This window comes from Micromonospora sp. DT201 (genome assembly GCF_049841575.1).
In the GTDB taxonomy this organism is placed as follows: Bacteria; Actinomycetota; Actinomycetes; order Mycobacteriales; family Micromonosporaceae; genus Micromonospora.
Genome location: NZ_JBNCKP010000022.1, coordinates 46,470 through 68,971 on the forward strand (window position 1 = coordinate 46,470; position 22,502 = coordinate 68,971).

General features: G+C 70.5%; 23 protein-coding genes and 1 pseudogene. 12 read left to right on the forward strand and 12 right to left on the reverse strand.

Annotation, left to right across the window (positions count from 1 at the left end; genetic code table 11):
* Window positions 1-39: 39 nt before the first annotated feature.
* Complete coding sequence (gene nadA, locus ACLQ28_RS28285; protein WP_425689300.1) at window positions 40-1,239, reverse strand: quinolinate synthase NadA; 1,200 nt, start codon at window positions 1,237-1,239, stop codon at window positions 40-42.
* A 68-nt stretch (window positions 1,240-1,307) separates the two neighbouring features.
* On the opposite strand from nadA, the gene ACLQ28_RS28290 reads away from it, so the two are divergent.
* The 5 genes and pseudogenes from ACLQ28_RS28290 to ACLQ28_RS28310 all read left to right on the forward strand — a co-directional run bounded on the left by ACLQ28_RS28290 (window position 1,308) and on the right by ACLQ28_RS28310 (window position 4,991).
* Window positions 1,308-2,447, forward strand: a complete 1,140-nt coding sequence (locus ACLQ28_RS28290) for a glycerate kinase (RefSeq protein WP_425689358.1) — start codon at window positions 1,308-1,310, stop codon at window positions 2,445-2,447.
* 181 nt (window positions 2,448-2,628) lie between these two features.
* Window positions 2,629-2,997, forward strand: coding sequence for an iron-sulfur cluster insertion protein ErpA (erpA, locus tag ACLQ28_RS28295; RefSeq protein ID WP_007463211.1), 369 nt, complete (start codon window positions 2,629-2,631; stop codon window positions 2,995-2,997).
* Between the two features lie 199 nt (window positions 2,998-3,196).
* Window positions 3,197-4,174: a carbohydrate kinase family protein gene (locus tag ACLQ28_RS28300; protein ID WP_425689301.1), complete on the forward strand. Its 978-nt coding sequence runs from the start codon at window positions 3,197-3,199 to the stop codon at window positions 4,172-4,174.
* 5 nt (window positions 4,175-4,179) lie between these two features.
* Window positions 4,180-4,284: pseudogene (locus tag ACLQ28_RS28305) on the forward strand (inositol monophosphatase family protein); the annotation flags it as partial.
* 353 nt (window positions 4,285-4,637) lie between these two features.
* On the forward strand, window positions 4,638-4,991 hold the full coding sequence (locus tag ACLQ28_RS28310) for a hypothetical protein (protein WP_425689302.1): 354 nt from the start codon (window positions 4,638-4,640) through the stop codon (window positions 4,989-4,991).
* A 22-nt stretch (window positions 4,992-5,013) separates the two neighbouring features.
* On the opposite strand, the gene ACLQ28_RS28315 is transcribed toward ACLQ28_RS28310, so the two are convergent.
* Together ACLQ28_RS28315 and ACLQ28_RS28320 are read right to left on the reverse strand one after the other, a co-directional pair.
* Entirely contained in the window at window positions 5,014-5,247 is a 234-nt protein-coding gene (locus tag ACLQ28_RS28315) for a sulfurtransferase TusA family protein (RefSeq protein ID WP_425689303.1), read from the reverse strand.
* The gene (locus tag ACLQ28_RS28320) at window positions 5,244-6,395 is read right to left on the reverse strand and encodes a cysteine desulfurase family protein (RefSeq protein ID WP_425689304.1); all 1,152 of its coding nucleotides are present in this window, start codon (window positions 6,393-6,395) and stop codon (window positions 5,244-5,246) included. Before ACLQ28_RS28320 ends, ACLQ28_RS28315 begins: the two co-directional genes overlap by 4 nt.
* A 229-nt stretch (window positions 6,396-6,624) precedes the next feature.
* Between ACLQ28_RS28320 and coxB the strand changes: the two genes are divergently transcribed.
* Together coxB and ACLQ28_RS28330 are read left to right on the forward strand one after the other, a co-directional pair.
* Window positions 6,625-7,596 carry a cytochrome c oxidase subunit II gene (gene coxB / locus ACLQ28_RS28325; protein ID WP_425689305.1) on the forward strand — a complete coding sequence of 324 codons (972 nt, stop codon included), beginning with the start codon at window positions 6,625-6,627 and terminating at the stop codon, window positions 7,594-7,596.
* A 9-nt stretch (window positions 7,597-7,605) separates the two neighbouring features.
* The gene (locus tag ACLQ28_RS28330) at window positions 7,606-8,031 is read left to right on the forward strand and encodes a cytochrome c oxidase subunit 4 (protein ID WP_425689306.1); all 426 of its coding nucleotides are present in this window, start codon (window positions 7,606-7,608) and stop codon (window positions 8,029-8,031) included.
* 616 nt (window positions 8,032-8,647) lie between these two features.
* Here ACLQ28_RS28330 and ACLQ28_RS28335 read toward each other — a convergent pair.
* The 4 genes from ACLQ28_RS28335 to ACLQ28_RS28350 form a co-directional block, all read right to left on the reverse strand.
* The gene (locus tag ACLQ28_RS28335; protein ID WP_425689307.1) at window positions 8,648-8,854 is read right to left on the reverse strand and encodes a hypothetical protein; all 207 of its coding nucleotides are present in this window, start codon (window positions 8,852-8,854) and stop codon (window positions 8,648-8,650) included.
* Between the two features lie 154 nt (window positions 8,855-9,008).
* The gene (gene trpD, locus ACLQ28_RS28340; protein WP_425689308.1) at window positions 9,009-10,055 is read right to left on the reverse strand and encodes an anthranilate phosphoribosyltransferase; all 1,047 of its coding nucleotides are present in this window, start codon (window positions 10,053-10,055) and stop codon (window positions 9,009-9,011) included.
* 91 nt (window positions 10,056-10,146) lie between these two features.
* Window positions 10,147-10,542, reverse strand: a complete 396-nt coding sequence (locus ACLQ28_RS28345; RefSeq protein ID WP_110564151.1) for a hypothetical protein — start codon at window positions 10,540-10,542, stop codon at window positions 10,147-10,149.
* A 106-nt stretch (window positions 10,543-10,648) separates the two neighbouring features.
* Complete coding sequence (locus tag ACLQ28_RS28350; protein ID WP_425689309.1) at window positions 10,649-11,569, reverse strand: cytochrome c oxidase assembly protein; 921 nt, start codon at window positions 11,567-11,569, stop codon at window positions 10,649-10,651.
* A 108-nt stretch (window positions 11,570-11,677) separates the two neighbouring features.
* On the opposite strand from ACLQ28_RS28350, the gene ACLQ28_RS28355 reads away from it, so the two are divergent.
* From ACLQ28_RS28355 to ACLQ28_RS28375, 5 genes are all read left to right on the forward strand, one after another.
* Entirely contained in the window at window positions 11,678-12,277 is a 600-nt protein-coding gene (locus tag ACLQ28_RS28355) for an aa3-type cytochrome oxidase subunit III (RefSeq protein ID WP_110564150.1), read from the forward strand.
* Between the two features lie 70 nt (window positions 12,278-12,347).
* Entirely contained in the window at window positions 12,348-13,184 is an 837-nt protein-coding gene (locus tag ACLQ28_RS28360; RefSeq protein WP_425689310.1) for a cytochrome c, read from the forward strand.
* 64 nt (window positions 13,185-13,248) lie between these two features.
* Complete coding sequence (locus ACLQ28_RS28365) at window positions 13,249-14,337, forward strand: ubiquinol-cytochrome c reductase iron-sulfur subunit (protein ID WP_425689311.1); 1,089 nt, start codon at window positions 13,249-13,251, stop codon at window positions 14,335-14,337.
* Window positions 14,334-15,965: a cytochrome b N-terminal domain-containing protein gene (locus ACLQ28_RS28370; protein WP_425689312.1), complete on the forward strand. Its 1,632-nt coding sequence runs from the start codon at window positions 14,334-14,336 to the stop codon at window positions 15,963-15,965. The genes ACLQ28_RS28365 and ACLQ28_RS28370 overlap by 4 nt, the downstream gene beginning before the upstream one ends.
* 196 nt (window positions 15,966-16,161) lie before the next feature.
* Window positions 16,162-16,851, forward strand: a complete 690-nt coding sequence (locus ACLQ28_RS28375; protein ID WP_425689313.1) for a DUF4142 domain-containing protein — start codon at window positions 16,162-16,164, stop codon at window positions 16,849-16,851.
* A 60-nt stretch (window positions 16,852-16,911) separates the two neighbouring features.
* On the opposite strand, the gene ACLQ28_RS28380 is transcribed toward ACLQ28_RS28375, so the two are convergent.
* From ACLQ28_RS28380 to ACLQ28_RS28400, 5 genes are all read right to left on the reverse strand, one after another.
* Window positions 16,912-17,199 (reverse strand): Lrp/AsnC family transcriptional regulator, encoded by a 288-nt coding sequence (locus ACLQ28_RS28380; RefSeq protein WP_425689314.1) that lies wholly within the window; start codon window positions 17,197-17,199, stop codon window positions 16,912-16,914.
* A 75-nt stretch (window positions 17,200-17,274) separates the two neighbouring features.
* Window positions 17,275-18,135: a nucleotidyltransferase family protein gene (locus ACLQ28_RS28385; protein WP_425689315.1), complete on the reverse strand. Its 861-nt coding sequence runs from the start codon at window positions 18,133-18,135 to the stop codon at window positions 17,275-17,277.
* Complete coding sequence (locus ACLQ28_RS28390; protein WP_425689316.1) at window positions 18,132-18,674, reverse strand: NUDIX hydrolase; 543 nt, start codon at window positions 18,672-18,674, stop codon at window positions 18,132-18,134. The genes ACLQ28_RS28385 and ACLQ28_RS28390 overlap by 4 nt, the downstream gene beginning before the upstream one ends.
* A 52-nt stretch (window positions 18,675-18,726) precedes the next feature.
* Window positions 18,727-20,520 (reverse strand): RelA/SpoT family protein, encoded by a 1,794-nt coding sequence (locus ACLQ28_RS28395; RefSeq protein WP_425689359.1) that lies wholly within the window; start codon window positions 20,518-20,520, stop codon window positions 18,727-18,729.
* A gap of 127 nt (window positions 20,521-20,647) precedes the next feature.
* Complete coding sequence (locus tag ACLQ28_RS28400; RefSeq protein ID WP_425689317.1) at window positions 20,648-22,402, reverse strand: DEDD exonuclease domain-containing protein; 1,755 nt, start codon at window positions 22,400-22,402, stop codon at window positions 20,648-20,650.
* Window positions 22,403-22,502: the final 100 nt, after the last annotated feature.

Here is a 22,502-nt window from a genome sequence, read left to right on the forward strand (position 1 = left end):
TCCGGCGCTTTTGCGTACCAAGAGCACTACAGATCGTGATCAGGACGCGGCGGGCGGCGGGGTGTCCGCGCCGGGCAGGGCGAGCATCTGGTCCAACGCGACCCGGGCGTGGTGCGCGGTGTCGGCGTCCACCGTGATCTGGTTGACGACCCGTCCCGCGACCAGCTCCTCAAGAGCCCAGACCAGGTGCGGCAGATCGATCCGGTTCATCGTCGAGCAGTAGCAGACGGCCTTGTCCAGGAACATGATCTGCTTGTCCGGGTGCGCCAGCGCGAGCCGGCGGACCAGGTTCAACTCGGTGCCCAACGCCCACGCCGACCCGGTCGGAGCCGCCTCGATGGTCTTGATGATGTATTCGGTGGAGCCCACGTAGTCGGCGGCAGTGACCACCTCGTGCCGGCACTCCGGGTGGACCAGCACGTTGACCTCGGGCACCCGCGCCCGTACGTCGTTGACGCTGTCGAGGGTGAACCGGCCGTGCACCGAGCAGTGCCCCCGCCAGAGGATCATCTTGGCGTCACGCAGCTGCTCCGGTGTGAGGCCGCCACCGGGCTTGTGCGGGTCGTAGAGGACGCACTCGTCCAGCGAAAGGCCCATCTCCAGCACGGCCGTGTTGCGGCCCAGGTGCTGATCGGGCAGGAAGAGCACCTTCGACCCCTGCTCGAACGCCCAGTCCAGGGCGCGCTTGGCGTTGGACGAGGTGCAGACCACGCCGCCGTTACGGCCGACGAAGCCCTTGATGTCGGCCGAGGAGTTCATGTACGTCACCGGCACGGTGTCGCCGGCGATGCCCAACTCGGTCAGGGTGTCCCAGGCCGCCTCGACCTGACCCAGGACCGCCATGTCCGCCATCGAGCAGCCCGCCGCGAGGTCCGGCAGGATCACCCGCTGGGAGTCGGTGGTGAGGATGTCCGCGCTCTCGGCCATGAAGTGCACGCCGCAGAAGACGATGTATTCCGCGTCCGGACGAGCCGCAGCCTCCCGGGCCAGCTTGAACGAGTCGCCGGTCACGTCGGCGAACTGGATCACCTCGTCGCGCTGGTAGTGGTGCCCCAGCACGAAGACCTTGCTCCCCAGCTTCGCCTTCGCGGCCGTGGCGCGGGCCACCAGATCAGGATCGCTGGGCGCCGGCAGGTCGCCCGGACACTCCACGCCACGCTCGGTGTCGGGGTCGCTGCCCCGGCCGAGCAGCAGCAGAGCCGTCGCCGTGTTGGAGGGTTCCACCCAGGTCGAAGTCACGTGACCCATGGTCCCACAGCGCGAGCGCGACGCAGCTTCCCTCGGTGTGGGCTGCCACACTGCTCGGCATGCGCGTGCTGCTCTGCCCGGACAAGTTCGCCGGTACCCTGCCCGCACCGGAGGTGGCCGCCGCGGTGGCCGCCGGCTGGCGCACCGTCACCGACGGGGACGACCTGGTGATCCGGCCCCTGGCCGACGGTGGGCCGGGCTTCGTGGAGGTGCTCGCCGAAGCCCTCGGCGGCCGGCGGGTGCCGGTGTCGACGGTCGACCCGCTGGGCCGTCCGGCAGCCGGTGAGATCCTGCTCACCGCCGACGGCGCGACCGCCTATCTGGAGAGCGCCCAGGCGTGCGGGCTGCACCTGCTCGCCCCCACCGAACGTGACCCGAAGACCACCACCTCGTACGGGCTGGGCCTGTTGGTGGCCGCCGCGGTGGAGAGCGGGGCACGGACGGTGGTGATCGGGCTGGGCGGCTCCGCAACCAACGACGCCGGTGCCGGAATGCTCGCCGCGCTGGGCGTGACCCCGCTCGACGCGGGCGGCGCCGCGCTGCCGTACGGCGGGGCGGCGCTCGTCGCCGTCGACGCGGTGGACGGCGTACCCCGGCTTCGTGGCGTCCGGCTCGTCGCGGCCACCGACGTGGACAACCCACTGCTCGGCCTGCACGGGGCGAGCAACGTGTTCGGTCCGCAGAAGGGCGCCGACCGTGCCGACGTGCTGCTTCTCGACGCCGCGCTGGAGCGTTTCGCGGCGGTGCTGGAACGGGATCTGCCCGGCTGCCCGGCCGGGCTCGGCACGTTGCCCGGGGGTGGGGCCGCTGGTGGCATCGGCGCGGCGATCCTCGCCCTGGGCGGCGGTTGCGAGTCGGGAATCGGCCTCGTCACCCGGGCCACTCGCCTGGACGCCGCACTGGACAACGCCGACCTGGTGATCACCGGTGAGGGGTCGTTCGACCATCAGTCGCTGCGCGGCAAGGTGGTCGCCGGGGTGGCCGGCGCCGCCCGCGACCGGGGGGTCCCCTGCGTGGTGGTGGCCGGGCAGGTGAGCACCGGTCGACGGGAAGCCGCCTCGGCCGGGGTGACCGATGCGTACAGCCTGGTCGAGCACTTCGGCGGCGAGGAGGGCGGCGGGCTCGACGCCGCGCTGAGCCGGCCCGCGGAGGGCCTACGCGAGCTGGGCGCCCGGCTGGCCCGGCAGTGGAGCCGCTGAGCGTTTCGACCACCCCGCCGGCCCGCCGAGGAGCGGACCGACCTGCGGCGGGGGTTACGCCACGCGGGTGAGCCCGGCCGGGGCGGCGTACGATCGGCGAAGGACCACAACCGGGAATCACTGGACGGCGCGCGACGTTGGCCAGTGCGTCCGGACCCAAACCGCGCAGGGAGACTTCCACGTGACCACGCCAGCGCAGACCGAGTCGACCGAGGCCCAGGCCCCTACTTCCGTCGTCCTCACCGACGTCGCGGCGCAGAAGGTCAAGGCCCTGATCGAGCAGGAAGGCCGCGACGACCTGCGGCTCCGCGTCGCCGTGCAGCCGGGCGGCTGCTCCGGCCTGCGGTACCAGCTCTTCTTCGACGAGCGTTCGCTCGACGGTGATGTCGTCACCGACTTCGGTGGTGTCGAGGTCGTCGTCGACCGGATGAGCGCCCCGTACCTTTCCGGCGCGACGATCGACTTCGCCGACCGGATCGACGCCCAGGGCTTCACGATCGACAACCCCAATGCGGGCAACTCGTGCGCCTGCGGTGACTCGTTCAACTGAGTCACACAGCACAGTCCAGCACAAACGGGGCCGTCCTTCGGGACGGCCCCGTTGTCGTCGTGGTGTGAAGTCGTACCCGTTGGGAACGGTCGGAGAAGTCGCGGTGGCGGCCCGGTTGCCGATGTCCTACCGACCGGTCGCCGTCAGGTTGCCCGGCCGGTAGGCTGACCGCGCCCTGCTCCCGACCCCGAGGGTTGACATGAAGATCGCTGTCACCGGCTCGATCGCCACCGATCACCTGATGAGCTTCCCCGGTCGCTTCGCCGACCAGCTCATCGCCGATCAGCTGCACAAGGTGTCCCTCTCCTTCCTGGTGGATGACCTGGTGCTCCGTCGCGGCGGCGTGGCGGCGAACATCTCCTTCGGCATGGGGCAGCTCGGGCTTCGCCCGGTGCTGCTCGGCGCGGTGGGGGCGGACTTCGCCGACTACCGCTCCTGGCTGGAGCGCCACGGCGTGGACTGCGACTCGGTGCACATCAGCGAGGTGGCGCACACCGCCCGGTTCGTCTGCACCACCGACACGGACATGTGCCAGATCGCGTCGTTCTACGCGGGTGCGATGAGTGAGGCGCGCAACATCGAACTCGCCCCGATCGCCGACCGGCTCGGCGGGCTCGACCTGGTGCTGGTCAGTGCCAACGACCCCGAGGCGATGCTGCGGCACTCGGCCGAGTGCCGCACCCGGGGGTACGCGTTCGCCGCTGACCCCTCCCAGCAGCTCGCCCGGATGCCCGGCGAGGACGTGGTGGCGCTGATCGAAGGCGCCGAGTACCTGATGACCAACGACTACGAGAAGTCGCTGCTGCAGAGCAAGGCGCAGTTGAGCGACGACCAACTGCTGGACCTGGTCAAGGTGCGGGTCACCACGCTGGGCAAGCACGGTGTGGAGATCGCCGGGCGGGGCATCGACCCGATCCACGTACCGATCGCGCGGGAGATCCGGGCGGTCGACCCGACCGGGGTGGGCGACGGCTTCCGGGCCGGCTTCTTCACCGCGCTCTCCTGGGGGCTCGGCCTGGAGCGGGCCGCCCAGGTCGGCTCGCTGCTGGCCACCCTGGTCCTGGAAACCGTCGGGACCCAGGAGTACGAGGTCCGCCGCGACCTGTTCGTCAAGCGGTTGGCCGAGTCCTACGGCGACACCGCCGCAGACGAGATCCGCCCCCACCTCCTGCCGTGAGCGACCTGCTGGGCGAGGCTCGGCCAGACGATGCGGCTCTTGGCGAGGAAGCCGGACAGACCGGCGGGGGTAGCCGTCGCTGGATCGTCGACCCGATCGACGGCACCGCGCACTGCAGATCCTGACCGCTGCCAGGCCGGCATAGGTCTCGAACCACTCCGGCAATCAGGTCGGCGTCGGTCAACAACCGCCCACGGCGCGGGAACATTGACCGGCGCGCGTGTGCCGATGACGATTAGCCTCGTGAGGGCGCGGGAGGTCATACAACGAATCGAGCGCCTCGGTGGCTGGCAGGTTCGGCAGCGGGGATCGCACCGCATGTTCCAGGCATCCGCCGAGCTTGAGGATGGCTCCAAGGTGACGGTGCGCACGGTGGGCCACAGCACGGTGGGGATCTCCCGATCGGCACGTTGAGGGCGATCGAGCGGGACATGGCACCGTTGTTCGGAAAAGGGTGGTTGGGGTGAGCAGTCAGATTTATAGGGTTCGCGTCATTGGCGAGGGCGACAAGTGGTTGGCCGATGTTGATGGTCTACCTGAGGCGCACACCTTCGCTGACAACCTGTCCGCTCTCGACGGCGCGGTACGAGAAGTGATCGCGCTCGTCGAGGATCTGCCGGACGGCGCCGAGGACGAGCTGGAACTGGTCTACGACCTGGAACTTTCCGGCGCGGATCTCGACGACGCCATGGAGCGGCTGAGGCTTGAGCAGCGTCGGGTGTGGCACCAGGCCGAGGCGCTGGAGCAGCACCTGACTGTCCTCCGGCGGGCAATGCACACCACCGAGGCGCACCGGCAGGGGCGCGACGCCGCCTGAGCTGGATGCGGCAGGACGCGCCTCAGTGGGTGCGGCGGATGTCGAAGGCGGGGCCGTCCGGGCCCGTGATCGCCGCGAGGAACTCCTGACCGCGCATCCGGCACCAGGCGGGGATGTCGACCGCCGCCGCCGGGTCGTCGGCGAGCACCCGGACCACCGTGCCCACCGGCACCTGTGGCAGCCGCCGGGCCGCCGCGATCACGGGCAGCGGGCAGCGCTGCCCCCGGCAGTCGATCACCTCGTCCGGCATCGTCACAGCCCCACCACCCCAGCCTCGGCGCGCAACTCGGCGACGATCCCGGGCAGCTCGGTCAGGAACCGCTCCACGTCCGCCTCGGTCGACTCCCGATGCAGGCTGACCCGCACGTTGCCATGCGAGAGCACCCCCATGGCCTCCAGCACGTGCGACGGGCGCAGCGTCGACGAGGTGCAGGACGAACCAGACGACACGGCGAAGCCCCGCCGGTCCAGTGCGTGCAGCAGTGCTTCGCCGTCGACGTACAGGCACGAGAAGGTGACCAGGTGGGGGAGCCGGAGCACCGGGTCGCCCACCACCTCCACGTCGGGCACCTCCGCCGCGACCCGCGCCCGGATCCGGTCCACCAGCGGAGCCAGCCGCGTCGCCTCGGCTGCCGCGTCGGCCGCCGCCGCCCGCAGGCTCGCCGCCGCCGCCACCACCGCCGGCAGGTTCACCACCCCAGGGGTACGCCCACCCTCCCGCTCGTCGGCCGGCCAGGGTGACTCCCAGCGGGTGCCCTTACGGACCGCCAACACCCCCACCCCGGGTGGGCCGCCCCACTTGTGGGCGCTTGCCGTGAGCACCGACCAGCCGGCCGGCAGCGGCACCCGGCCGACCGACTGCGCGGCGTCCACGTAGAGCGGCACCCCCACGTCGGCGCAGGCGGCGGCCGCCTCGGCGACCGGTTGCACGGTGCCCACCTCGTGACTGGCGGTGATCAGCGCGGCCAGCGCGACCCCGGGGGCCCGGACGGCAGCCGACCACGCCGTCAGATCCAGCCGGCCCAACCGGTCGACCGGCACCCCAGCGGCCGTCCCGCCCGCCGTGACGTGCCGCTCGGCGGCGTGCAGCACCGCCGAATGCTCGATCGCAGAATGCACAAGCGCCGACCCGATCCGGCGTCGTCCCGCCAGGCCTCCGAGCACCGCGCCATGGGCTGCGGTCGTACCACTGGGGGTGAAGGAGACCTCGTCGGCGCGAACGCCGAGCGTCAGCGCGGTGGCCTCGCGGGCGGCGTCGAGCAGTTGCCGCGCCCGACGGGCCTGGGTGTAGAGCTTGCCCGGGTCGGCCCAGCCGTCTTCGAGGGCGGCCAGCAGCGCCTGCCGTGCGACCGGATGCATGGGCGCGGCGGTCGCCGCGTCCAGGTAGGCCGGGGATGCACTCACAGGTCCGCCTCTGCTCGCGACTGCGGGGCTCGCAACCTCGGCTTACTCATCGCGCTCACAGGACAACACGCTATCGCGGCGGTATGCCCAGGATCCCCCCGATGGGGGTGGACAGTGACCCCACCACGGTCGAGTCCGCCATGGTCGAGTAATCTGCGACCGTCGGTGACGCCTTTGCCGCCGGTGCTGACGAAGGACGCACCGCGGCGCGCTAGGGAGGCAGGACCAGGTGGTCGCAAGGAGTTCGGAGGTACGGCCGTCGGCCGTACGGCACAGCGCTTCGCCAGGGGTCGGTGGACGCCGGGGGCGTGGTGCTGGTCGGTTGGCCGGGCTCGGTCTCAGTGGCGTGGCGCTGCTGATCCTGCTCACGGGCTGTGACGTCGGTCAGACGTTCCACGGCTTCGGCTGGCCGCAGGGCGGCATCTCGGCGGAGTCCAAGCGGATGTACGACCTGTGGATCGCCTCCTGTGTCGCAGCCCTCGCGGTCGGCGTCTTCGTGTGGGGCCTGATCTTCTGGTGCGTCGTGCGATACCGCAAGCGTGGCAACGCGCTGCCGGTGCAGACCCGCTACAACCTGCCGATGGAGTTCCTCTACACCATCGCGCCGATCCTGATCGTCTCCGTGCTCTTCTACTACACGGCGATCGTTCAGACCGACGTCGACAAGTTGTCGAAGAACCCGGATGTCACGGTCGAGGTCGTCGCCTTCAAGTGGAACTGGCAGTTCAACTACCGCGACGGCCAGGGCCCCGAGGCTCGCACCACCGCGTCGACGCTCGGCACCAGCGAGGTCATTCCGGTGCTGGTGCTTCCGACCAACCGGTCCATTCGTTTCGAGGAGACCAGCCGCGACGTCATCCACTCGTTCTGGGTGCCGGAGTTGCTGTTCAAGCGGGACGTCATGCCGGGCAAGATCCGCAACGTGTTCGAGGTCTCCAGCCTGGACGCCGAGGGCGCCTACGTCGGACGGTGCGCCGAGCTGTGCGGCAGCTACCACGCGTTCATGAACTTCGAGCTGCGGGTGGTTTCGCCGGAGAAGTACGACCAGTTCCTGGCTGCCAAGCAGGGCGGCAAGTCGACCCAGGACGCGCTGACCGAGATTGGTGAGCAGCCGTACGCGGGGACGACCGAGCCGTTCGACACCCGGCGGACGCAGGACAACTTCAACCCGGACGACGCTCCGGCCCGTACGGGAAGCTGAGGCAGCGGCATGAAGACCGAGTGGCGTATCTTCCTGATCATCGCCGTGTTCCTCTTCGGTGCCACCATCCTCTACGGCACCTGGACGCACGGCGCGTCGGGCGGCGTCGAGTGGGTGGGCACCGTCGCCCTGCTGCTGTCCTTCCTGCTCTGCTCGATGTGCGGTGGCTTCTTCTGGTTCGTCTCCCGCCGGATCGACCTGCGCCCGGAGGACCGTGCGGACGCCGAGATCGCCGACGGCGCCGGTGAGGTTGGCTTCTTCAGCCCGGGCAGCTACTGGCCGTTCGGTCTGGCGCTGGCTGCCGCGATCGCCGCGCTCGGCATGGTGTTCTGGCAGTTCTGGCTGATCGGCGCCGGCCTGCTGGCGGTCGTCTTCTCCGCCTGCGGGCTGCTGTTCGAGTACTACACCGGCACTCGACGCACCGCCGAGCACTGATCCACCTGGTTGCCGTCGCAACCGACACGTACGCCACGAAGGCCCGTTCCCCCAGGGGAGCGGGCCTTCGAGTGTTCCTCCAGCCGAGTGTTCCTTCGTCGTGTCCTGGCCGAGCGCCTCCGCCAAGGGCCGACGGTGCCCGATGGAGTGCGGCAGCGCAGGCTTCCGCGTCGGTGGTCGGATGATCGACTCCACGTCGCCGATGTGGCGGTATAAGCGTGGGGGGATGCCACAACATCGGCGATATTGAGTCGATCGAGACGCTGCGCGCCGAGGCTAGGGCTGAACGCGGCCGGCCCGGGGGCAGAGTGTGCCGGACCGGGCGGGGTGGTGCCGGACGGGGGCGAGACGGTGCCGACCGGACCGGGCCGAGAGGGCCGGACGAAGGCATGGCCGATCGGAAGCGGACCGCTTGGAAGCGGGACCAGGCCGAGAAGGGCCGCTCGGGCGGGGCTGGTCGGAAGCGGGGCTAGGCCGACAGAGCCGGTCGGGAGCAGGGCCGGTCGGGAGCAGGGCCGGTCGGGAGCAGGGCCGGTCGAAGGTAGAGCAGGTGCCGAGGGGCCGGTCGGAGGCGGGACCGGGTGGAACGGGCTTGAGGTGGGCGGGTGGTGGTCTCTCAGGCGGCGTGGCGGCGGGCGGGCTGGCGGCGTCGGCGTTCGGCCAGTCGCGTGACGGGGAAAGCGAACGTGGCGATCACCATGGCGGCGCCGCAGCCGGTGCAGATCAACTCAGGACAGTCGGTGCCGTGGCCGTCGACGCAGGGCGGCGCCTCGAACGGTGCCACGCCCTCGCAGACGTCGCAGTAGAGCTCGCGGTGCGACACGGGTGTCTCCTCTTCACGTCGGGTGGACCCGCCCCGGATGCGACAGCGGCGCGCAACGGGAGCGGAGAACTACTCGGCTGCAGGCTTCCACGCGGGTCCGACAAATCCCCGCCCACCGCCGGTCCGCCGGCCCGCTGGCTCAGCGGGCAGCCGGTCAGACTGTGGTGGCGGTCTTGATCCAACGGTCGAGGGTCGCGGCGGCAGCGCCGGAGTCGATCGACTCGGCCGCGCGGTCCAGGCCGGCGCGCAGCGCCTCGGTCAGGTCGCCATCGAGTGGACCCTGGGTGGCGAGCGCCGCAGCGGCGTTGACCAGCACCGCGTCCCGGACCGGGCCCGTCTCACCGGCCAGCAGGCGACGGGCCACGCCGGCGTTGTACGTGGCGTCACCGCCCCGCAGGTCCGCGAGGGCGGACCGGGGTACCCCGAGGTCCGTCGCGTCCAGCACAGCCTCGCGTACGGTGCCGCCCTGGGCCACCCAGACCCGGGTCGGTGCGGCGGTGGTGAACTCGTCCAGCCCGTCCTCGCCGCGCAGCACGATCGCCGAGTCCCCGCGGGCCGCGAAGACGCTGGCCATCACCGGGGCCATCCGCAGGTCGAAGCAGCCGACCGCGCCGGCGCGGGGCCGGGCCGGGTTGGTCAGCGGGCCGAGGAAGTTGAAGAAGGTGGGCACCCCCACCTCGCGGCGGATCGGGCCGGCGTGGCGCATCCCGGGGTGGAACCGGGCCGCGAAGCAGAACCCGATGCCGGCCTCCTCGACACAGCGGGCGACCTGCTCCGGGCCGAGATCCAGCGGAATGCCGAGGAACTCCAGCAAATCGGCGGTGCCACACAGGGACGAGGCGGCGCGGTTGCCGTGCTTGACGACGCGGACGCCCGCGCCGGCGACCACCAGCGCCGTCATCGTGGAGATGTTGACCGTATGGGCGAGGTCACCGCCGGTGCCGACCACGTCGAGCGCGGTGCGGCGCAGCTCCTCGGGGAGCACCACCGGGACCGAGCGACCCAGCATCGCCTCCACCAGACCGGCCAGCTCGGCCGGGGTCTCACCCTTGGCCCGCAGCGCCACGGCGAAGGTGGCGATCTGCACCGCGCTCGCCGAGCCGGTCATGATCTCGTCCATCGCCCAGGCGGTGTCGGCGGTGGAGAGCTCCTCGCCGAGCAGCAGCGCGTTGAGCAGGTGCGGCCAGGTCCGATCGCCCATGGCGGGCCTCCCGAGCATGCGAAGTGCGGGTGGGCTGGAATCGGCGCCGAGGAGACCCGGCGCCGTGGAGGTGCCGGAGAGCTTGGGGACGTCAGGCGGGTGCGTGCGTCCGCAGCAGCTCGGCCACCGTGCCGCCGGTGGTCACCGGGTCGAGCGGGTGCACCAGCGTCGCGTCGACCTCGGCGTACGCGGCGAGCCATCGGTCGGCGGCGCGGGCGATCACCAGGCAGGTCGGGGGAGCGTCGTCCCGGTCGTCCTTGATCTGCCGGGCGATGCCGATGCCGCCGCCCGGGCTCGCCTCACCGTCGAGGAGCAGCAGGTCGATCTCGTAGTCGTCGACCAGCCGGATGGTCTCCGCGTAGGTCGACGCGTCGACGAACTCGATCTGCAGCCCGGGCGCGGGTCGAGTGCCGACGGCCATCCGCATCTGGTCACGGACCTGCGGGTCGTCGCTGTAGAGCAGGACGGTACACAGACGATCGCTCATGGCTGACAGGCTCCCACCTCGTAGCTGCCCGCCGATCGTACCGGTCGGCGTGACGTAGCTGACATCCCGCCCGTCGCCACCCGCCGGGGCGTACCGTCCGGGCAGCTCAGGCGGTCGCGCTGTCGGCGGCGCGCTCGCGGGCCTCCTGGCGGTCGAGCTCGCGGTCGACCCGGCGGGCCTCCCGTTCGGACTGCTTGACCCACTGGACCACCAGCACCGCGAGCATCGTCACGCTGACGAACTCACCGCCTGCCCAGAGGATGCCGCCAGCGACCACCTGGTCGGCCCAGGGGTCGACCCAGCTCAGGTTGAGCGACGGGTACCAGTCGCCGCCGAAGAGCGTGCTGCTCTGCATGATGGTGAGGCCGAGCACGGTGTGGAACGGCACGGAGAGCAGCATCAGCAGCGCACGCGCCGGGTACGGCCAGCGGCCGGGCAACGGGTCGAGGCCGAGCAGCGGCCAGAAGAACACGCAGCCGGTCATGATGAAGTGCGCGTGCACCAGCTCGTGCGCCCAGGCGTGGTCGAGGGTGAAGCGGTACAGGTCGCTGAAGTACAGGGCGAACGGGTTGACCACGAAGATGGCGAACGCCACCAGCGGGAAGCTGTAGACCCGGGCGACGCGGCTGTGCACGATCGCCAGCAGGCGCTTGCGCGGCCCGACCGGCAGGGTCCGCAGGGCCAGGGTCATCGGCGCGCCCAGCGCGAGGAAGATCGGCGCCACCATGGACAGCACCATGTGCTGGATCATGTGCACGGACAGCATCGCCGTGTCGTACGCGTGTAGCCCGCTGACCGTGACCAGGGCGATACCGCCCAGTCCGGGGCCGAGGAAGAACACGGTACGGGCGATCGGCCAGCGGTCGCCACGCAGGCGCAGCCGGTACACCCCGTAGAGGTACAGGCCGGCGGCGAGCACCAGGCCGAGGGCCAGCCAACTGTCCAGACGGGTCTCGGTCAGCACCGCGCCGACGGTGAAGGGCGGTGGGGCCGAGGTGGCGGCGAAGATCGGATCGACGTGCAGCACGCTTTTCAGGCTAGGCCAGGCGAACCGGACCCTGTCGCTCGGGCCACGGAAGGCGCAGGTTTGCCACCCCGCTGATGGCGGGCACCGGTCAGGGGCAATAATGACGGCGTGACTGCGGCCCCAGCCATTGACAAGAGCCGGATCCACTCTCTGACCCGACCGAACATGGTCAGCGTCGGGACGATCGTGTGGCTCTCCAGCGAACTCATGTTCTTCGCGGCGTTGTTCGCGATGTACTTCTCCATCCGCGCGGCTGCGCCGGAGCAATGGGAGAAGCACACCGAATCGCTGAACATCCCGTACGCGACCACCTTCACGGTGATCCTGGTGCTGTCCTCGGTGACGTGCCAGCTCGGCGTCTTCGCGGCGGAGAAGGGCGACGTGCACGCGCTGCGGCGCTGGTTCACCGTCACCTTCGTGATGGGCCTGATCTTCGTGCTCGGCCAGCTGAACGAGTACCGGCACCTGGTCGAGGACGGCATCAAGATCAACGGAGACGGGTACGGGTCGGTGTTCTACCTGACCACCGGCTTCCACGGCCTGCACGTGACCGGCGGCCTGATCGCCTTCATCATCTTCATGGTCCGTACGACCATGGGCCGGTTCACCCCGGCGCAGGCGACCTCGGCGATCGTCGTGTCGTACTACTGGCACTTCGTCGACGTCGTGTGGATCGGGCTGTACGCCATGATCTACTGGCTCCAGTGATCTTGCGCGTCACATTTTGCGCTGCTGCTCCGTCCCCTGAGACAGGTCCAACCGGTTAAGGACACCGCTCATGACTTCTGACAACGACCGCCGACGCGGTCTGCTCGCGCGGTTGCGCGAGCGGCCCGCCGCGCGCAGCAGGGGCCGCCGCCGGCTGGGCGCCGCGGTCCGGCTGATCGCCGCGCTGATGCTCGCCGGCGGCGCCTACACCGTCTTCGCTCCAGGTGCCCAGGCGCAGGACAACCCGCAGCTGACCGGTGCCGCCGCCGAGGGCAAGGCGCTGTTCGACGTGAGCTGCGTGACCTGTCACGGCCGCAACGCCCAGGGTGTCGAGGGTCGTGGGCCGAGCCTGATCGGCGTCGGCGCGGCCTCGGTCGAGTTCCAGGTCAGCTCCGGGCGGATGCCGCTGGCCCGCCAGGAGGCCCAGGCGCACCGCAAGCCCCCGGTCTTCACCGACGAGCAGACCCGTCAGCTCGCCCAGTACATCCAGGAGCTCGGTGGCGGCCCGGTCGTGCCCGACGGCGACGACCTCCACGAAGATGGCAACGTCGCTGCTGGCGGCGAGCTGTTCCGGATCAACTGCTCGCAGTGCCACGCGTTCGGTGGCGGCGGCGGTGCGCTCTCCTCGGGCAAGTTCGCCCCGAGCCTGCACCCCGCGACCGACCGCCAGATCTACGCGGCGATGCTGAGCGGTCCGCAGAACATGCCGGTGTTCGGCGACAACCAGCTTCGACCGGAGCAGAAGGCCGACATCATCTCCTACATCCAGGAGACGCTGAAGCACGACCAGGACCCGGGCGGGTTGAACCTCGGGCGGTACGGTCCGTCCACCGAGGGCCTGGCGATCTTCCTGATTGGCATCGTGGCGCTCGTCTTCGCCAGCCTGTGGATTGCGGGCAAGTCGTGACTGAGCGGATCATTCGAATCAGTGCTGTGGTGCCGCTCGGCGCCACCCGTAGCGAGGTGACGGCATGAGCACCCACACCGAGCACCAGGCCCCGCAGGGCCGGGAGCCGCTCGACGTGAACGACCCCAAGCTGACCCGGTTCGACATCGTTCGTGAGGGCGCGCGTCGGGACGACATCGAGATCGTCCACTACGAGCCGCAGGTGCTGCCCGGCACCAAGGCAGAGCGTCGGCTGACCCGCGTGGTCGCCGGGTTCTTCCTGATCACCGGGCTCGCCGCGACCGCCTTCCTGGCCATCTACATCTGGTGGCCGTGGCAGTACGAGCCGGGCCGTGGCGGCGACAAGTTCTACACCCCGCTGCTGGGCTTCACCCTCGGCGTGGCCCTGCTCGCCGTCGGCTTCGGCATCCTGACCTGGGGCAAGAAGTTGCTGCCCAAGGAGGTCTCGATCCAGGACCGGCACGAGGGCGCGGTCGATGAGGAAGGCCGCACCATCACCGGCCAGACCATGCTCTACATGGCCGACGAGCTGGGTGTGAAGCGTCGCCCGCTGCTGGGCATCTCGCTGCTGGCCGGTCTCGCGCCGGTCGGCGCGGTCCTCGCGGCACCACTGGTCGGCGGTCTGATCTCCCAGCCCCACAAGAACAACCAGATGTTCACGACCGGGTTCGCCACGGCCGAGGGCGGTCAGCCGATCCGCCTCGTCCGCGAGGACGGCCGGCCGGTCCGCCCCGCGGACGTCAGCGCCGGTGGTCAGCTGACCGTCTTCCCGGGCATCGAGCACGGCGTGAGCAACAAGCATGCCGACTCGCCGACGCTGCTGATCCACCTTCGGGACTCCGACGCGCAGGAGTCGCGTCGGGCCAACGAGCGGGTCGGCCACGGCAACTTCATGTGGGGCAACTACGCGGCGTTCTCCAAGGTCTGCACGCACGCAGGCTGCCCGGCCAGCTTGTACGAGCAGCAGACCAACCGGCTGCTCTGCCCGTGCCACCAGTCCCAGTTCCTGATCACCGACAACGCCCGGCCCGTCTTCGGCCCCGCCAGCCGGCGGCTGCCGCAGCTGCCGATCGAGGTGGACTCAGAGGGCTTCTTCGTGGCGAAGTCCGACTACACCGAGACCGTCGGGCCTGATTTCTGGGAGCGGCCATGAAGCGTCGAAAGTTTGACCTTGCGGCGATGCCGGGCAAGGCCGCGGTGGGAGTGGACGACCGCTTCCAGGTGGCCACCCCGCTGCGCAAGCTGCTGAACAAGGTCTTCCCGGACCACTGGTCCTTCCTGCTCGGCGAGATCGCGCTGTTCTCGTTCGTCGTGCTGCTGCTGACCGGTGTGTTCCTGACCCTGTTCTACGAGCCGGCGATGACCGAGGTGGTCTACGACGGCAGCTACGCGCCGTTGCAGGGCACGCCGATGTCCGCCGCGTACGCCTCCAGCCTGGACCTGTCGTTCGACGTCCGGGGTGGTCTGGTGATGCGGCAGATGCACCACTGGGCGGCGCTGCTGTTCATGTCCGCGATCGTCGTGCACATGCTGCGGGTCTTCTTCACCGGTGCCTTCCGCAAGCCGCGCGAGACCAACTGGATCATCGGCTCGCTGCTGTTCTGGGTCGGCTTCCTGGCCGGCTTCACCGGCTATGGCCTGCCGGACGACGGCCTGTCCGGCACCGGCCTGCGGATCGCCTCGGCGATCATGCTGTCCATCCCGGTGGTCGGGTCCTGGGTCACCTCGTCGATCTTCGGTGGCGAGTTCCCGGGCGTGATGATCATCAGCCGGATGTTCATCGCCCACGTGCTGCTCATCCCGGGCCTGCTGCTCGCCCTGATCAGTGTCCACCTGGGCCTGGTCTTCAAGCAGAAGCACACCCAGTGGCCCGGCCCCGGCCGGACCAACAACAACGTGGTCGGCGAGCGGATGTTCCCGCGGTACGCGCTGAAGCAGGGCGGCTTCTTCATGGTCGTCTTCGGCGTCATCGCGCTGATGGGCGGTCTGCTGCAGATCAACCCGATCTGGCTGTTCGGCCCGTACGAGGCGTGGGTCGTCTCGGCCGCCAGCCAGCCTGACTGGTACGTCATGTTCCTCGACGGGTCGACCCGACTCATGCCGGCCTGGGAGATCAACATCCCGCTCGGTGACGGGTACGTCATCCCGCCGCTGTTCTGGCCGACGGTCGTGTTGCCCGGCATCCTGGTGGGCCTGTCGACGATGTACCCGTTCCTGGAAGCCCGGCACCTCAAGGACCGCAAGAGCCACAACCTGCTCCAGCGGCCCCGCGACGTTCCGGCCCGGACCGCGGTCGGTGCCATGGCCGTCGCTTTCTACATCGTGCTGACGCTCTCCGGTGCCAACGACGTGATCGCCGACAAGTTCCAGATCAGCTTGAACGCGATGACCTGGGCTGGCCGGATCGGTCTGCTGGTGGTCCCGCCGATCGCTTACTACGTCACGTACCGGCTCTGCCTGGGTCTGCAGCAGCACGACCGGGAGGTGCTCGCGCACGGCGTGGAAACCGGCATCATCCGGCGCATGCCGGACGGCCGGTTCGTCGAGGTGCACCAGCCGCTCAGCGCGTCGAACGGGCACGCGGATGGTCACGGCGAGCTGGACTACGTCGGCTGGGTCGTGCCAAAGAAGATGAACCGGCTGGGGGCCCTCGGCCCGGCCATCCGGGGCTTCTTCTACCCGATCGAGAAGCCGGTCGAGGCACCGGTTTCGCCGGGGCACCCGCCGGTCGAGGCCCGGCCCGAGCGCGAGGAGATCGGCAGCGGCGAGAGCCGCCGCTGACCTGCCCGAACGCACCGTTACGTGGCGCCCGCCGGATTCCGGCGGGCGCCACGTCGTTATGCGGCACCCGCCGCCCATCCGACCAGGAGTCGGACGGCCATGGCGGGACCGGTCGACCCCGCGCGACGGGCGATCGCAGGAATAACCCCGGTGAGCCGGGTATCCGTGCGGTCCAACGTTCTCAAGGGGGGGAAGCATGTTGGGTATCAAACGCCTCGGCCTGTTGGCCGCGCTGGTACTGGTCGGGGTCGCACCGGCTGCGGCCGCGCAGGCTGCGGCACAGCCGTCGACGCAGGACACCCAGTACCTGCAGGCGGTGCACCAGGTCAACCTGTTCGAGATCACCGCCGGTGACCTGGCACAGCAGAAGGGTCAGGACCAAGGGGTCAAGGACCTGGGCGCGATGCTGAAGACCGACCACACCCAGCTGGACCAGACGGTGCAGCAGACCGCATCCCAGCTCGGGGTGGAGTTGCCGAACGAGCCGAGCGCCGATCAGCAGCAGGTGATCGACAAGCTGAACAACGCCAGCGGTGCGGCGTTCGACAAGCTCTGGGTGACCAGTGAGCTGGCCGGTCACGTCCAGGCCATCCAGGCCACGCAGACGGAGATCTCGCAGGGCTCCGAGCAGTCGGTGGTCCAGTTGGCACAGACCGCGCTGCCGACGCTGCAGGCGCACTACGACGAGTTGGTGCAGCTCGCCAACAAGCTGGGCATCCCGGTTCCGCAGACCAGCGCCAGCGGTACGCCCAGCCCGGGTGGCACTGGCACCGAGTCGCCGGCTCCGGGTGGCACTGGCACCGAGTCCCCGGCTCCGGGTGGCAGCACTGAGTCCCCGGCTCCGGGTGGCGGCACCACTGAAACGCCGGCTCCCAGCGAGAGCTGATGTAGCGACAGCAGACGGCCGGTCCACCGTGTGGTGGACCGGCCGTTGTGCGTGCGTTGGTCAGTCGGCGCTGGACAGGCCGATCGCGAACGCCTCCTCCAGGTCGTGCTGGGAGTACGCGCGGAATGCGATGTGCGACTCGGTGTTGAGCACGCCCGGCACCTTGGAGATGCTGCCCGCGATGACCTGGGCGATCTGGTCGAACTCGCGGACCCGGACGATGGCGATGAGGTCGACGTGCCCGGCCACCGAGTAGACCTCGCTGACGCCGGGAAGGTTGGCCAGGGTCTCCGCCACCTCGGGGATCGCGTCGGTGGCGCAGTCGATCAGCACGATAGCGGTGATCACGGGACATTTCTCCGTTCGTCGGCGTCGTCGCCCATGCTAGATGTTCTCTGCCCAATCGATGCCGAGGGTTGGTGTTCAGGTGACCGGCACGGTCAGGTTGTCTCCGGCCCGGATCGCGTCACGCAGCCGCTCGCCGTCGTGCACCGTCGCGCCCGGCCAGACCACCGTGCGCTCGATGTCGCCGTACACCCGCGCGCCTGCGCCGACCACCGACTCCCCGCAGTGACCGGTCACCGTGGCGGACGGGTCGACCAGGGTGCCGCCGGCCGCGGCGTGCAGGTTGGCCGCCAGGTAGTCGGCCGGGGTGCCGGTGTCGTAGAAGGTGCCCGGGTAGGGCACCACCTCCAGAGCACCCGCCGCCTCCGCCGGGCGCCAGAGGGCGCGGACCAGGTCGGAGAAGACGACCTGTAAGTCGCGGACAAGCCGCCAGGGCAGCAGCGAGAAGCCGGTGAAGCAGTGCCCGGCGAAGGTGCCCGGTGCCGCCGGGTCCGCGGCGGGCTGGCCGAGCAGGCGTACGGTGTGGCCGTCCCACCCGTCCAGCAGGGCGGCCACGTCCGGGCCCGGTAGAGCCGCCGGGTCGGCGAGGTACGCGTCGGCGTTGCCGACCAGCACCGGCCGCCCGTCGATCCAGTCCCGCAGGTTGGCCACCCCACCCGCGGTGCCCAGCGGGTCGCCCGGCTCGACGGACAGGTGCGCGCGGTCGCCCACGTGCGCGACCACCTGGTCGCCGAGGTAGCAGGCGTTCACCGCGACCTGGGCGGGACCGGTCAGGCCCAGCCCCGCCAGCCGGGCCAACGCCCGGTCCAGCAGTGGCACGTTGCCCACCGGGCAGAGAGCTTTGGGCACCCGTTCGGTGAGCGGGCGCAACCGGGTGCCCTCGCCGGCGGCGAGCACCACCGCGCACAGGTCCGCCGGCCCGCCAGCCAAGCCGGTCATGGCATGTCGTCGGGGACCGGTGGCGGGAACTGCCCGGCCAGCGGGCCGATGTCGTAGTAGGCGAGCAGCCGGGCGGTCGGCCAGGTCAGCTTGGGCAGGTCGTCCAGGGGGTGCCAGGCGGCCTCGAAGACCTCAGCGCCGTCGACCGCCAACGTGGTGCTGGACGCCGGCACCTCCGTCTCGAAGACCATGTCCACCCAGCCCTTGGCGTGCACGATCGCGTTCGGCACCGCCGGACGCAGCCGGGACGGGGGGAGTCGGATGCCGGATTCCTCGAACAGTTCGCGGGCCGCGCCCACCACCGGAGCTTCGCCGCGGTCCAGCAGGCCGGCGGGGAGTGACCAGCCCTTGCCGGGCGGCTGGCGCAGCATCAGCAACCGGCCCGCGCCCGTCGCCTCGGCGTCACGGACCAGGGTGACCGCACCGACGATGTACTTGGGCACAGCCAGCCGAACCAGGCGCCGACGCACCGGCAGCGGCAGGCGGTAGAAGGCCTGATAGAACATGGCCCGACCGGTAGCGCGGGAGCGGGGGATCATGACCCCAGGCTAGTGGTCGCGAATGTCCTTCGGACGCGCTGGGCCAGCCAGGTCACTGTCGATGGTCGACCAGGTCGATGAGCTGGCGCACCACGGTGTCTGGCTCGATCACCCGGTCGAAGACCGCGACCAGCAGGGTCTCCAGGTCGGGATAGCCCAGCTCCTCGGAGAGGCGCAGCAGCGGCAGGTCACTGGCGAGGCCGCGGTTGTGCTGACGCAGGGCGAGCCCGATGGTGGCCCGACCCAGGCGGACCTTGTCGCTGATCGTGATGCCCGGCTCGGTGTGCTCGGCGAACCACCGGTTGATCTGCATCTGCGCGTGCGGTGACTTGACGAAGCTCAGCCACTCCCGGCGGGGGCCGCGCGACGCGACACCGGCCTCGAAGCCGTTGTCGCCGTCGTTCTCGGTGAAGATCTCTACCACGTCGCCCTCGTCCAGCTCGGAGCTCAGCGGGGCCAGCCGACCGTTGATCCGTGCGGCGAGGCAGCGGTCGCCACGTTCGCTTCCCAGCTCGTATGCCACGTCGACGGGCGTGGCGCCGGCTGGGAGCACGACCTGTCGTCCGTCGGCGAAGACCTGGATCTGGCCCTCGGCGAGGTCGCAGCGCAGCGACTCGAGGAACTGTGCCGGGTCGGCGGCGGCCGGCTCCCAGTCGAGCACCCGGCGCAGCCAGTTCAACTGCTCGGCACGGGCTGCGGCGCTGCTGCTGGCCGAGCGGGGGAAGCGGAAGCCGGCGGCGATGCCGTACTCGGCCGAGCGGTGCATCTCCTCGGTGCGGATCAGCACCTCCACCGTGCGGTCCTGCGGGCCGCAGATGCTGGTGTGCAGCGAGCGGTAGAGGTTGTTCTTCGGTGAGGCGATGAAGTCCTTGAAACGGCCGGGCACCGGCCGCCAGGTGCCGTGGATCGCGCCGAGCGCGGCGTAACAGTCGGTGGCCGGGCCGTCGACCACGACCACGATGCGAGGCAGGTCGTACGGGGCGGTGTGGCCGCCGGCGATGGTGTCCTTCCAGATCGAGTAGAGGTGCCGGGGGCGGGCGCTCACCTCAGCGTCGACCCGGCTGCGTTTCAGCGCGGCCCGGGACCGGGTGACCACCAGGTTGAGGTAGGTGTCCCAGCCCGGCCGGTCGTGCACGTGCCGGGCCAGCCGGGCGTGCTCGTCGGGCTCCAGGTGCAGCAGCACCACGTCGTCCAGCTCGCGCTTGAGAGTCTGGATGCCCAGCCGGTCGCAGAGCGGGACCAGCACCTCCTGGGTCTTCCGGGCGATCCGTTCCCGCGACGACGCGGAACGCACCCCGAGGGTGCGCATGTTGTGCAGCCGGTCGGCCAGCTTGATGATCAGCACCCGCACGTCCTTCGCGGCCGCCACGATCATCTTGCGGATCGTCTCCGCCTCGGCGGCCTTGCCGTAGAACGCCTTGTCGAACTTGGTCACCCCGTCGACCAGGTGGGCGACCTCCCCGCCGAAGTCTTCGGAGAGCGCCTGGAGGGTGTAGCGGGTGTCCTCCACGGTGTCGTGCAGCAGCGCCGCGACCAGGGTGGTGGTGTCCATCCCCAGCTCGGCACAGATCTGCGCCACCGCAAGGGGGTGGGTGATGTACGGCTCCCCGCTCTTGCGGAACTGCCCGCGGTGCATGTTCTCCGCGATCGTGTACGCACGTCGCAGCACTGCGGGGTCGGTGCCGGCGTGGATGCCCCGGTGGGTGCGAACCAGTTGAGTGACCGGGTCGGAGTCGGTGGTCGGCCAGCTGAGCAACGACCGCAGCCGGCGGGTGAGCGGCAGCTCACCTGGCTGTGTCGGAAGGGCGCCCCCCAGGGCGGCGCCGTGTCCGGCGTCGACATCCACGAGGGACACCTCCTCACCCCGGCTCCGCGCCGCCGAAGCCGGCGGTGGGGAGCAGGCCCACGAATCGGGCAGGACTGCACTTCTCTAACAGCCTAAGCGAGTCGACGTAGTCCGATCGGTCAGTTGGTCATGAGCGTTCGGTCGAGAGTTGGTGGGACCCGCCGTTCTCGGCCTTCGCCAGCAGGTCACGGAACCGCCCCGCGCCGCCCACCGGGGAGGACCAACCGGAGGACATCTCCACCAGTCGGGTCTCCGGTCGTTCCAACCAGGACAGGATCCGCTCGGATTCCTCGGCGGTCGCCGCCGGCACCGGGCCGTGCCCGCCCGACACCGTCTCGGCGGTGGCGCGGATGGCGGTCAGGGTGGGCCGTGGGTGAACGCCCGGCGGGGACACCCCCGCGCCGGCCAGCCGGCCGTGCCGCACCAGCGCCAACTCCCAGCCGCCCCGGGCGGCCGGTCGAGCTGCGGCCAACTCGACGATCCCGGTCAGCGCGGCCAGCCGCTGCATCCGCACGGTAGCCCGCAGCACCGCGGCAAGCCGGGACCGCACCACCGCGGCGTCCTCGTAGCGCTGGTCGGCCGAGAGCACCTCGATCCGGGCGAGCAGCGCGTCCACCACCGGCTGGGGGTCACTGGCCGTGGCGGTGCGGAAGGGCGCGGCCGCGGCGTCGTCGTACTCCTCGGGGGTGATCTTGTGCTCGCAGGGTGCCGGGCAGCGACCCAGCTCGGCCAGCGCGCAGGCCGGCGTGACGGTGCGCAGTGAGAGGCGGTGTGTGCACTGGCGCAGCGGCACGGCGTCGTGGAAACCGGCGGCGGCCAACTCGGCGGCCCGCCGGGACGTGAACGGCCCGAGGTAGGCGGTGTCGGTGGGGGAGAGGTCGCGGACGATCGAGAGCCGAGGATAGGGACCGTCGGTGAGCTTGAGCCAGACCATCCGCTCCGGGTATTTCGACCGCCGGTTGTACGGCGGGGCATGCGCGGCGATCAGGCGGAGCTCGCGGACCTCCGCCTCCAACGAGTGGGCGCACTCCACCGCCTCGACCCGCTCCGCCGCGCCCAGCATCTCGGAGATCCGGGCGCGCTTCTCCCCGGCCGTGAAGTAGCTGCGCACCCGGGTGGCGATGTCGACGGAGGTGCCGACGTAGAGCGGGCGGTCGTCGGCGGCCCGGAAGATGTAGACGCCGGGGACCTTGGGCAGCCCCTCGGCCAGGTGTCGCTTGCGACGCTGCGTCGGGGTGACCGCCCGGGCGAACTCGATGGCGTCGCCGACCGTGTCCACCCGGTGCCCGCCGAGCCGACCGATCAGGCCGTGCAGCACGTCGACGGTGGCCTTCGCGTCGTCCAGCGCACGGTGCGTGGGTTGGGTGGTGGTGCGGAAGTATGCGGCCAGGGTGCCCAGCTTGCGGTTGGGCACCTCGTCGCGGGTCAGCACCCGGCGGGCCAGCGCCGCCGTGTCGAGCACGCGGGGATTGGGCCACTGGTAGCCGTGCTTCGCGCAGGCGGCCTTGAGGAAGCCCACGTCGTACGGGGCGTTGTGGGCCACCAGCACCGCGTCGGCGATGAACTCCAGGAAGCTCGGCAGCACCTGCTCGATCGGCGGCGCCGGCATCAGCATCGCCTGGGTGATCCCGGTCAGCACGGTGATGAACGGTGGGATCGGCTGCCCCGGGTTGACCAGGGTGGCCAGCACGCCCAACTGCTCGCCACCGCGCACCTTGACCGCGCCGATCTCGGTGATGCCGCCCCCGTCCGGCGCGCCGCCGGTGGTTTCCAGGTCGACCACCACGAAGGTGGTCGCGTAGAGCGGCAGTGCCGGGTCAACCCCGCCCACCGCCGGGTCGAGACCGGCCAGCGACTCCTGGACGTACTCCGCCTGTGCCATCGGCGGCACGCTAGCGCCACGGTCCGACACTCCTGCCGCAGCCGTCCCATCCGTCCCCATGGGGCTAGGATGAGAGATCGGCTCACTCACCGGGCGGTGG